The following is an 11,118-nucleotide window of genomic DNA, read 5'->3' as shown; positions in this document are numbered from 1 at the left end:
CGCCACCGCGGGCCCGGAGGCGGGGCCCGCGGTGGCGGGACCCGCGGGGCTGGACTGGCGCAGTGGGCTCACATGCCAATTCTCGCCTATGGAAGCACGTGGCCGGGCACCGCACCCGCCCAGATCGCCCGTAGCCGCGCCGAGAACGCCCCGAACCGGGAGGTGAGCCGGGCACGAGGAAGGGAACGTACCCTCAGTTGAGCCACTCCGACAGCCGTATCTCGACGACGTCACGGACGAGCACAGCAAGGAGAGATCAAGGCGTATGGGAGACGGGGCACGCGCCCATCGTCTCGGGCGACCCTTCCGCGCCGGCGCCAGCGGCGTGGGCCGGGCGCTCCGAGGCGTGCGCTCCGGCATGCTGGGAACGGGCCGGCTGACCCGGCGTGTCACGCACGCGCACGGCGCCGGGCGCAGTGGGCTCGGCAGCCTGATCGAGGCGTCCGCGATCAACGCCGCGGGCGACGCGCTGCTGACGGTCGCTCTGGCCGGAACGCTGTTCTTCGGCCTGGACGTCAACCAGGCCCGCGGCCAGGTCGCCCTCTACCTGCTGGTCACGATGGCTCCGTTCGCCCTCATCGCGCCGCTGATCGGCCCGGCGCTCGACCGGACGAGGCACGCCCGCCGCTACGCCATCGCCGCCACGTTCGTGGTCCGCGGCCTGCTCTGCTGGGCGATGGCCGGCGCGGTGCTCCACGGCGACCAGGTGACGTTCCTGCCCGCCGCGTTCGGCGTGCTGGTGCTGTCCAAGGCGTTCGGTGTGCTGCGGGCCGCGGTGACGCCGCGCGTCCTGCCCGACCAGATCACGCTGGTGACGGCCAACGCGCGCGCGTCGTTCGCCGGGCTCATCGCGGCATCGGTCGCCGCGCCGGTCGGGGCGGGCCTCACCGTCCTCGCCGGGGCCGACTGGACGCTGCGGATCGCCACCGTGGTGTTCCTGCTGGGCGTCGTCTTCACCATCCTGCTGCCCAAGCACGTGGACGTCCCGGACGTCGACCAGGCCCCCCTTGACGATTCCGAGGAGCTGGCCGAAGGTCCCGCAAGCGGACTCCCCGGAGAAACGAAGCCGCGCAGGCATTGGCGGACGCTTCCCCGCGTCGGCCCGGTCGTGGCCGAGGCGATGCTGGCGAACGCGGTGCTGAGGGCGTTCTCCGGCTTCCTGATCCTCTACCTGGCGTTCCTGCTACGGCAGGAACGGTTCGACCCCGTGTCGCCCAACGTCGCGCTGGGGATGCTGGCGACGTGCGCCGGGGCCGGCGGCCTGATCGGCACCTCGCTCGGCGCCTGGATGAAGGCGCGGGCGCCCCGGCTGATCGTCTCGGCGACGCTCGCGGGCGTCACGGCCGTCGCCGCCGCCAGCGCCGTGTTCTTCGGCCTGTGGGCCGCGCTGGCGGTGGTCACCGCGGCCGGGCTCGGCCAGGTCCTCGGCAAGCTCTCCATGGACGCGGTGGTCCAGCGGGAGATCGGCGAGGAGATGCGCTCGTCCACCTTCGCCGTCTCCGAGACCCTGCACCAGCTCGTCTGGGTCGTCGGCGGGCTGCTCGGCCTCGGCATGTCGATCATCGCGGACGGACGGGTGGCGATGGCGATCGTCGCGGCCGTGCTGGCGCTGGCGTCGGCGCTGCTGCTCTCGCGGCGGACGGGCGGCCACCGAGAGCACCGCCGCCAGAAGCAACGGCAAAAGCAGCGCCAGAAGCAGCACGCCACGCTCAACGACGCCCACCCCGAGATGCACACCTGAGCGGACGGCCGCGCACCCGCACCACGCCCGCCCCCGCCGGACCCGGTCAGGGGGCCAGGTCGTCGGCGACCGCCCGGAGCACGGTGGCGATCTTCTTCGCCTCCGCCGGGGCCGGGTGCTTGCCCCGCCGGTAGGTGTTGGAGATCCCGTCGAGGAGCTTGATGAGGTCCTCGGTGATGAGGACCATCTCGTCGGGCTTCTTGCGCCGCTGCTTGGCGATGGTCTTCTCCACCGACGGCAGGGTGTCGAGGACCCGCACCGACAGGGCCTGCTGGCCGCGCCGCCCCTCGACCACGCCGAACTCGATGCGCTGGCCTGGTTTGAGCGCCGTCACCCCGCCGGGCAGGGCCGAGGAGTGCACGAACACCTCGCCCCCGTCGTCGCGGGTGAGGAAGCCGAATCCCTTGTCGGAGTCGTACCACTTGACCTTGCCAGTCGGCACGGGAGACCTCGTCTAGTAATCGTCCTGAATTGGCCCCAAGATTAGTGCCTCACCGCGAGCCGGTGAACCGTCGGCGACCCCCGCGACGCCTGCGGGCCAACGGGAAGAAGCTATCCGGCCAGGGGCTTTCCAGCATCTGAATAATCCGGCGCAACGGCGCCCGGGGTCAGGCGGCGGCGAAGTCGCCGAGCCACTCGGGAAAAGCCAGCAGGTCGGGCAGGACGACGTCGGCCCCGTAGGCCGTGAGAGCCGCTGAGTCGAACGACCCGGTGGCCACGGCCACCGCGACCGCCGCGGCCGCCCGCGCGGCGTCCACGTCCCCTGTGTGGTCGCCGATATAGGCGCGGGCGCCGTGCTCGCGCAGCGCCGCGCCCTTGTCCGAGCCGAAGAGGCCGCCCACGACGGCGTCCACCCCCAGACCCAGGTACCGGACGGTGCGCTCGGTGTCGGCCTGGTTCTTGCCGGAGACCACGATGACGCGGCCGCCCCGCGCCCGGACGGCCTCCAGAGCGGCGACGGCACCCGGCATGACCACGGTCGCGGGAACGGCGATGTCGGCGTAGAGCGCCCTGTAGCGGGCCGCCATCGCGGGCACCTCACCGGACGGGAACCAGTAGGCAAGCTCCTCCTCCAGCGGCGGCCCGATGCGTCTGACGACCAGGTCGGTGTCGATGGGTACGCCGGTCTCCGCGGCAATGGCGGCGTACACCGCGCTGATACCCGCGCGCGTGTCGGCCAGGGTCAGGTCGAGGTCGAAGCCGACGGCGAGCCCCGCACCGTCGCGACCGGGGATTTCCGAAGAAGGGAGGTCAGGCACGTTCCACAGGGTAAAGGTCCCGGTATGGCGGAAAAGCCGCACCCCGGCGCCGCGCGGATCGACGGTGGTGGACGATCGGCCACCTGTGGCCGATCATCAGCCCTGAGACGCGCGAGTGCCCGCGCCCTCCTGTTAGTGGCGATGCGACGGGATCCGAGTAGGAGAGCGCGGGGTCTTTCTCGCGCGGGGACCGCCGTCCTTCACGCCGACCGGAACTGGCCTGTCCGATCGGCCGCGACGGCCTCCCGTGCTGCCGATATACCCGCGACCCCGACCACGAACCGACTGACCAGGGAAAACACAGGAATCGATCGTCCCACCGGAACCCAAAGGACGATCAGCCGGACGGCACCCGCGGCCCATCCGCCCCACCGAAGGACAGCGCCATGGCACACCATCCCGACCACGACCGCGGCGGAGCGACCGGACCCGCGCGGGCGCGCACCGCGCCGCAGGAGAGCGCCATGACGGGGACGCGCACCGATCCCGGCGACCGGGGCCGCGACCGGCGCGTCCCCCGGCCGCGGTGGTCGTTCACCGGCGCCGCCGTGCGCAGGCGGGCCACCGGACTGGCCGCCACCGCGATCTCGCTGGTCACCACGGCCGTCGTGCTGATCCTCGCCGTGCACATCGTGTTCGTCACGTTCGAGGCCAACACCGCGAACGACCTCGTCCGCTGGTTCGGCGAGCGGGCCACTGACCTGGCGTGGGAGTTCAAGGACGTCTTCCAGCCCGCGAACCCGAAGGCCGAGGTGGCGGTCAACTACGGCCTCGCCGCCCTGGTCTACCTGGTCGCCGGCCGCGTCCTCGTCGGCATCGCCCGCCGACTGGCCCGCTAGAGGCGGGGCCAGGCACCCGCGCGCCGGGACGCGGCGGTCAGGCGGTCAGGCGCCGGTCAGGCGTCGGCGTCGCGGCCGGGGAAGCGCACGACCTCGAACGGCCACGCCGTCGTGACCCATTCGCGGACGAACTCCTCCAGTTCCTTCTCCAGCGCGGAGTTCTCCTCGTCGGCGCGCACCCAGAACACCACCACGGCGTCCACGCCCCTCATGTCGGACGGGGCGACGTGGATGCGGCCGAGCTGGCGTTCCCCGTCCGGCGTGGTGACGACGTAGCTGAACGAGCGCCGGAGCTGGCCCTCCTTCTGCAGCCAGGCGACGTCGATCAGGGCCTGCTCGAAGGTGAACTCACGATCGGGCCATCCCCATTCGGGCCCGAACCGTCCCGCGAGCCGGTCCAGGCTGCCGATCACCGCACCGTAGTCCTTGACCACGTCGTGCACCGTGATCGGGCGGATCTGGAAGCGGGGTCCGGCGACCAGCGTGGGGACCACGAACTCCTCGGGGAGGAAGGCCGCATGGCCCGCCTTCCGCGGAGAAACGACCATCGTCGACCCTTCCGGCGACGCCCCTTCCGGCGACGGGGCGCGAAGCACAGAACTCTAGTCGCACCTGGACCGGCGGGAGCCAGATCACGAATTCGGGCGCGCCGGAGCCCGCGCAGGGACCCGCAGGTCGAAGATGCCTTACTGTGCTTGCGGAGGAATTCATCATCATGACGACATCTACGCGCGAGCGGATCGTGGCCGAGTCGCTCCGGCTGTTCGCCGACCGCGGCTACACCGCGACCTCGGTCGCGGAGATCGAGGCGGCCGCCGGCCTTTCCCCCGGCGCGGGCGGCCTGTACCGCCACTTCCGGTCCAAGGAGGAGGTCCTCGCCTCCGCCATCCGCGAGCACATCGACCGGACCCGCCGGCAGGTCAGCGATGTGCTGAAGCAGGCCACCGCGTTCGCCGACCGCCCCCTGGAGACCCGCCTGCGGATGACCTGCCAGGCGGGCCTGGCCAAGATGCGCGAGGAGCAGGACCTGATCCGGGTGCTGTTCCGCGACCTCGACCAGTTCCCGAACCTCGTCGCCGAGATGCGCGAAGGCATCGTCAACCCGCTGTACAACGGGATCGCCACCTGGCTGTCGGCGCAGCCCGAGTTCGAGGGCTCCGACGAGGACTGGCCGGCCGTCGCGTCCATCCTCGGCGGCGCGGTGGTCAACTACTGGCTGGCCAACGAGTCGATGTACGAACCGCCCACCCGCATCGACGAGAAGCGGTTCGTCCAAAGCTGGGCCCGGCTCGGCCTCGGGCTGGTGAACCTGGAGCGGACACCCGCCACCTGACGTCCGCTCCCGGACGCCCTGCACGGACCACGGGCGGGCGAGCGCCCGACGCGCGCGCTTGCGATGACCCGCCGTACCGCGTCCCCGGGCACGGTTCCGCGTCCGCCGCCCTGGCCTGCGTTTCCTCCCGGGCCGGGGGGCGTCCGGAAAGCGCATGCCGCCACGCCGCCCCCGCCCCTGCTCCTACGCTGAAGGGGCCCGGCGCGGCGGGTGCGGACGCCACCTAAAGTTGGGGAACGGCATGGAAACGTACGCGGACTGGCTGCGCGCACGAGGCGACGACGAGCTTCGTGCGCTGCTGTCCGCGCGCCCGGAACTGCTGGCCCCCGTCCCCGCCGACCTGACCGCCCTCGCCGCGCGCGCCGCCACGCCCACCGCGATCTCCCGGGCCCTTGACCGCCTCGACCGGTTCACGCTCGCCGTCCTGGAAGCCCTGCTCGTCCTGCCCCCGCCCACGACCCCGGACGCGCTCGCCACCGCCCTAGGCGCCACCCCGCAGGAGATCGACGACGCGGCCGAGACGCTGCGGCGGTACGGGCTGGCCTGGGGGAACGAGACGCTGGCGACGGCCCCGGGCGTCCGGCAGGGCCTGCCGCACCCCGCCGGGCTCGGCCCGCCCGTCCAGGAGGTCTTCGCCGGATACCCCATCGATCGGCTCACCACACTGGTCACCGACTTGGCGGGCGAGGCACCGCGCGGGTTCACCGACTCCAGCAGGCTCCTGCAGCGCCTCACGGAGCTGCTGAGCGCCCCCGGGCCGCTGATCGAGGACGCGGGTCCCGACGCGCGGGCCGCCCTGGAACAGCTCGCCTGGGGCCCGCCCGTGGGCCGCGTGGCCGACGCGCGCCGTCCCGTCCGGCTGGACACGGCGACCACGCCCATCGAACGGCTCCTCGCGCGCGGCCTCCTCGCGGCCGAGGACGACCGGACCGTCACCCTGCCGCGCGAAGTGGCGCTGCACCTGCGCGGCGGCCGCCTGTTCCGCGACCTGTCCACCCGGCCGCCCCCGCTGAGCGACTCGTCCTCCGCGGACACGGACGCCGAGGCCGTCCAGCGGCGGGAAGACAGGGTCGTCCGGGCCGCCGCGGGAGAGGCGTTCAACGCCGTCCGGCTCATGGAGGAGCTGCTGGAGCGGTGGGGACTGGAGCCGCCGCCGGTACTGCGCAGCGGCGGCCTCGCCGTCCGCGACCTGCGCTCCGTCGCGGTCCTCCTGGACGTCCCGGAGTGGAAGGCGGCGCTGCTCGTCGAGACCGCGTACGCGGCGGGCCTGCTCACCCGCAGCGGCGACCTCGACGGCGAATGGATGCCGACCCCCGCCTACGACCTGTGGCTGATGCGCGACACCGCCGGGCGCTGGACGGAGCTGGCGCGCGGCTGGCTGAAATCCGACCGGGCGGCCGGGCTCGCCGGGGAGCGCGACGACCGCGACCGGCTGATCAACGCGCTGAGCGAGGCGATGGTTCGCGGCAGCGCGCCGTCCGTCCGCCGCGCGGCGCTGCAGATCCTCGCGGACGCCGGACGCGGCAAGGCCGTCGACGCCGACGCCCTCCGCGTCCGGCTGGCCTGGCTGCGGCCCCGGCGCGGCGGCCCCGCCCGTGACCGCATGCTCGGCTGGACGCTCCGCGAGGCCGCGGCGCTCGGCATCACCGGATTCGGCGAGCTGGCCCCCTTCGCCCGCGACCTGCTCGCCGGCGACGACCCCGAACCCGGCCTGGAAAAGTACCTGCCCGACCCGGTCGACCGGATCCTCATCCAGGCCGACCTGACCGCCGTCGCACCCGGCCCCCTCGTCACCGACCTGGCCCGGGAACTGGCACTCGCCGCCGACGTCGAGTCCACGGGCGGCGCCACCGTCTACCGGTTCACGCCCGAGTCGATCCGGCGCGCCCTGGACGCCGGCCGCACCGCCGCCGACGTCACCGGCCTTCTGACCCGCCACTCGGCGACCCCGCTCCCGCAGCCGCTCACCTACCTCATCGACGACGTGGCACGCCGCCACGGGCACCTGCGGGTCGGCTCCCTGTCGTCCTACATCCGGACGGACTCGCCCGCCACGCTCGACGAGATCCTCGCCGATCGCCGCGCCGACGCCCTCCGCCTGCACCGGCTCGCCCCGACCGTCCTGGCGTCCGGAATGCACCGGGCCGAACTGCTCGACGCGCTCCGGGCCATGGGCCTCGCCCCGGTGGCCGAGTCCCCCGGCGGCGGCGTGATCATCACCCGCCCGGACGCGCAGCGCGCCGACCCGCCGCCCACCGCCGAGATCGTCCGGCTGCGGCCGGACGAGACGGTCGACGCGTCGATGATCACGGCTGCCGTCCGCGCCCTGCGCGCCGGCGACGAGGCGTCCCGGCACGGCGCCGAACAGGCCCGCCTCCGCGCCGACGCCCCGCCCGGCGACCCACCGCGCTCCCCGGCGATGGCCACCATCGACCGCCTGCGCGGCGCGGTCGAGCGCGGCGGCCGCGTCTGGATCGGCTACCTCGACCAGCAGGGCCAGGCGTCCAGCCGCATCGTGGAACCCGTCCGCGTCGAGGGCGGCTTCCTCACCGGCTACGACGCCACTCGCGCCGCCGTCCACCGCTTCGCCCTCCACCGCATCACCGGCGTCTCCGAGCTGGATTAATGCAAATCCCGGCCCGGGGAGCTCGCCTAGCGGCTCGCCCCCCGACCGTGCTTTGAGCGAGCGCGGCATCGCTTCGCGATCTTCCCGGTGGGGCTCGCCTTCGGCTTCGCCCCACCGGTCAGAGTTTCGCGCTCGCGTGACACTTGCGGTCCTTGGACGCGGCACTTGCATTCCTTCGCGCGCTCCCTTGGAAGGACACTCGCGGTCCTTGGACGAGGCTACATGCACCTTCGTGCGCTCCCTTGGAAGGACACTTGCGGTGCTTGGGCGCGGCTACATGCAGTGCAGTCCCCTGGTGCGCTTCCTTGGGAGGGACACTCGCGGTCCCTTGGCCGGGGCTTGGCGTCTCCCTTGGACTCGTCCCGTCGACCAGGGAGGGAACCGCATCACCTTTCCGGCTATCCAACTGGGTGACATCTTGGGCCGGTAGCGTGCCCTCGACTCCGGTGCGGGCCGCGGCCGCGTGGGCCCTGCGGGGCGGACGGCGAGAGGAGGCCGCCTGTGAGCGGGTATGGAGGACGTCCGCCGTCAGACTGGCAGGACCCTTACGGTGGAAACCAAGGCTGGGACGCGGGCGGTGCCTATGGACCTCCAGGCGCGAACCCCTACGGCCCGGGAGCGCAGCCACCCGGGTATGGGTACGCCTACGGGCCTCCCGGGATGTACCAGGCCCCGGCAAGCAACGCCTCCGCCATTGGGGCCCTCGTCTGCAACATCGTCGCGGTCCTCCTGTGCTGCAACATCGTCGCCATCCCCGGCATCATCACCGCCGCGATCGCGATGGGCCGCGTCCAGACCGACCCCCCGTCCGCGCGGAAGCTGACGATCTGGAGCTGGGCACTCTTCGGCGTCTCCGTGGTCGCGGGCATCGTGTTCGTCGTGGTGTACCTCTACCTTGTGGTCAACTCCGAGTCCAACTACGGCGGCTCGTCCGGCATCTGAGGGCCGGACGACGCGGCGACCACAGTCCACGTGTACGCGTACGGTCGCATAGACTGGCGGGCATGATCGCTCAGCACCCCGGGCGGGAGCAGATCCTGCTGGAGAACGTCCTGTCTGCCCTGGGCAACACCCTGCGCCTGCGCATCATCGGCGTCCTGTCCGATGGCGGCGAGCACTCCTGCGGCAGCATCCTGGACGGGGTGTCCAAGTCGACCCTCACCCACCACTGGCGCGTCCTGCGCGACAGCGGCGTCATCTGGCAGCGCCCCTCCGGCCGCGAGAACCTCCTTTCCCTCCGCCGCGAGGACCTCGACGCCCGCTTCCCCGGCCTCCTGCCCGCGCTGCTGAGCGCCGTGGATTCCGGACCGTCCGCCGAAGCGGTCGACACCCTTGCGGGCGACCGCTGAAAAGATCACGGGGAAGAGAAGGGCCGCCTCGACCGTTGCAACCTGGGTCTCGCCCAGAAGGCGCCCCGCGCCGCCGGACCTCGGGTACGGTGCACCAGCGGGTGCCCGGCCGCCGGGCGAGGCATCGATCACCGAATCCATACGGGGGCTGCTCCACGTGACCGACGGTCCGCTCATCGTCCAGTCCGACAAGACACTGCTGCTTGAGGTCGACCACGAGCTGGCCGGCGCGTGCCGCAAGGAGATCGCGCCGTTCGCCGAGCTCGAACGCGCGCCCGAGCACGTCCACACCTACCGGGTGACGCCGCTCGCCCTCTGGAACGCCCGCGCCGCCGGCCACGACGCCGAGCAGGTCGTCGACACGCTCCTGAAGTTCTCCCGCTACCCCGTCCCGCACGCCCTGCTGGTCGATGTGGCCGACACGATGGCGCGGTACGGGCGGCTGCGGCTGGAGAAGCACCCCGCCCTCGGCCTCGTCCTGTCGTCCTCGGACCACGCGGTGCTGGAGGAGGTGATGCGCGCCAAGAAGATCAAGGGCATGATCGGCGACCGGGTCGGCGAGGACGCCGTCGCCGTCCACCCGAGCGAGCGCGGCGCCCTCAAGCAGGCGCTGCTGAAGCTCGGCTGGCCCGCAGAGGACCTCGCCGGGTACGTGGACGGCGAAGCCCACCAGATCTCCCTCGTCGAGGACGGCTGGACGCTGCGCTCCTACCAGCGCGACGCCGCGGAGGCGTTCTGGAACGGCGGTTCCGGCGTCGTCGTCCTGCCCTGCGGCGCCGGAAAGACGATCGTGGGCGCCGCCGCCATGGCGCGCGCCGGAGCGACCACCCTGATCCTCGTCACCAACACCGTCTCGGCGCACCAGTGGAAGCAGGAGCTCCTCCGGCGCACATCCCTCACCGAGGACGAGATCGGCGAGTACACCGGCACCAAGAAGGAGATCCGGCCGGTCACCATCGCCACCTACCAGATCATGACCACGCGCCGGAAGGGCGTCTACACGCACCTGGAGCTCTTCGACGCCCGCGACTGGGGCCTGGTCGTCTACGACGAGGTCCATTTGCTGCCCGCGCCCATCTTCCGCATGACCGCGGACCTCCAGGCCCGCCGCCGCATCGGCCTCACCGCCACGCTCGTCCGCGAGGACGGCCGCGAGGGCGACGTCTTCTCCCTCATCGGCCCCAAGCGGTACGACGCGCCGTGGAAGGACATGGAGACGCAGGGCTGGATCGCCCCCGCCGACTGCGTCGAAGTGCGCGTCACCCTCACCGACTCTGAGCGCCTCGCCTACGCGACCGCCGAGCCGGAGGAGCGGTACCGCTTCTGCGCCACCACCGACACCAAGACCAAGCTCATTCAGGCCCTGGTCGACCGGCACCGCGGCGAGCAGACCCTCGTCATCGGCCAGTACATCGACCAGCTCGACGAACTCAGCGCACTCCTGGACGCCCCCGTCATCAAGGGCGAGACCCGCATCCGGGAACGCGAACGCCTCTTCGACGCCTTCCGCTCCGGCGAGATCAACGTCCTCGTCGTGTCGAAGGTCGCGAACTTCTCCATCGACCTGCCCGAGGCCACCGTCGCCGTCCAAGTGTCCGGGGCCTACGGTTCGCGGCAGGAAGAAGCCCAACGCCTGGGCCGCCTCCTTCGCCCGAAGGCATCGGGCCAGGGCGCCCGGTTCTACGCCGTCGTCGCCCGCGACACGCTCGACCAGGACTACGCCGCCCACCGGCAGCGCTTCCTGGCCGAGCAGGGATACGCCTACCGAATTGTGGACGCCGACGCCGTGCTGGCCGGCGAAGAAATCTGATCCGCCGGACAAATGATCCACCGGGCAAATGAGAAAGGGCCCCGCCGTGTGGCGGGGCCCTTCCTGCAATATGAGTCCGGCGGTGTCCTACTCTCCCACACAGTCTCCCGTGCAGTACCATCGGCGCTGAAGGGCTTAACTTCCGGGTTCGGGATGGGACC

At 72.2% G+C, this 11,118-nt stretch carries 10 protein-coding genes and 1 rRNA gene; 7 read left to right on the top strand and 4 right to left on the bottom strand.

What is annotated here, in order from left to right:
• Positions 1–358 precede the first annotated feature (358 nt).
• On the top strand, positions 359–1,741 hold the full coding sequence (locus tag E1298_RS37020; RefSeq protein WP_131901768.1) for an MFS transporter: 1,383 nt from the start codon (positions 359–361) through the stop codon (positions 1,739–1,741).
• A gap of 46 nt (positions 1,742–1,787) precedes the next feature.
• Here E1298_RS37020 and E1298_RS37015 read toward each other — a convergent pair whose 3' ends face one another.
• On the bottom strand, positions 1,788–2,183 hold the full coding sequence (locus E1298_RS37015) for a cold-shock protein (protein ID WP_131901766.1): 396 nt from the start codon (positions 2,181–2,183) through the stop codon (positions 1,788–1,790).
• 166 nt (positions 2,184–2,349) lie between these two features.
• Positions 2,350–3,000: an HAD family hydrolase gene (locus E1298_RS37010; protein ID WP_207945067.1), complete on the bottom strand. Its 651-nt coding sequence runs from the start codon at positions 2,998–3,000 to the stop codon at positions 2,350–2,352.
• 386 nt (positions 3,001–3,386) lie between these two features.
• Here E1298_RS37010 and E1298_RS37005 point away from each other — a divergent pair, with 386 nt between their 5' ends.
• Positions 3,387–3,839, top strand: a complete 453-nt coding sequence (locus E1298_RS37005; RefSeq protein ID WP_131901764.1) for a hypothetical protein — start codon at positions 3,387–3,389, stop codon at positions 3,837–3,839.
• 56 nt (positions 3,840–3,895) lie between these two features.
• Here E1298_RS37005 and E1298_RS37000 read toward each other — a convergent pair whose 3' ends face one another.
• Complete coding sequence (locus E1298_RS37000) at positions 3,896–4,387, bottom strand: GNAT family N-acetyltransferase (RefSeq protein WP_131901762.1); 492 nt, start codon at positions 4,385–4,387, stop codon at positions 3,896–3,898.
• A 167-nt stretch (positions 4,388–4,554) separates the two neighbouring features.
• On the opposite strand from E1298_RS37000, the gene E1298_RS36995 reads away from it, so the two are divergent.
• From E1298_RS36995 to E1298_RS36975, 5 genes are all read left to right on the top strand, one after another.
• The gene (locus E1298_RS36995; protein ID WP_165975857.1) at positions 4,555–5,172 is read left to right on the top strand and encodes a TetR/AcrR family transcriptional regulator; all 618 of its coding nucleotides are present in this window, start codon (positions 4,555–4,557) and stop codon (positions 5,170–5,172) included.
• 241 nt (positions 5,173–5,413) lie between these two features.
• Entirely contained in the window at positions 5,414–7,798 is a 2,385-nt protein-coding gene (locus E1298_RS36990; protein WP_131901760.1) for a helicase-associated domain-containing protein, read from the top strand.
• Positions 7,799–8,458: 660 nt separating this feature from the next.
• Positions 8,459–8,740 (top strand): hypothetical protein, encoded by a 282-nt coding sequence (locus E1298_RS36985; RefSeq protein ID WP_131901758.1) that lies wholly within the window; start codon positions 8,459–8,461, stop codon positions 8,738–8,740.
• A 62-nt stretch (positions 8,741–8,802) separates the two neighbouring features.
• Positions 8,803–9,147, top strand: coding sequence for an ArsR/SmtB family transcription factor (locus E1298_RS36980; RefSeq protein ID WP_131901756.1), 345 nt, complete (start codon positions 8,803–8,805; stop codon positions 9,145–9,147).
• Between the two features lie 157 nt (positions 9,148–9,304).
• Positions 9,305–10,957 (top strand): DNA repair helicase XPB, encoded by a 1,653-nt coding sequence (locus E1298_RS36975; protein ID WP_131901754.1) that lies wholly within the window; start codon positions 9,305–9,307, stop codon positions 10,955–10,957.
• A 74-nt stretch (positions 10,958–11,031) separates the two neighbouring features.
• Here E1298_RS36975 and rrf read toward each other — a convergent pair.
• Positions 11,032–11,118, bottom strand: a 5S ribosomal RNA gene (gene rrf / locus E1298_RS36970); the annotation flags it as partial.

It is taken from the genome of Actinomadura rubrisoli, assembly GCF_004349215.1.
In the GTDB taxonomy this organism is placed as follows: Bacteria; Actinomycetota; Actinomycetes; order Streptosporangiales; family Streptosporangiaceae; genus Spirillospora; species Spirillospora rubrisoli.
This window is presented reverse-complemented; position numbering and strand designations above follow the sequence as displayed.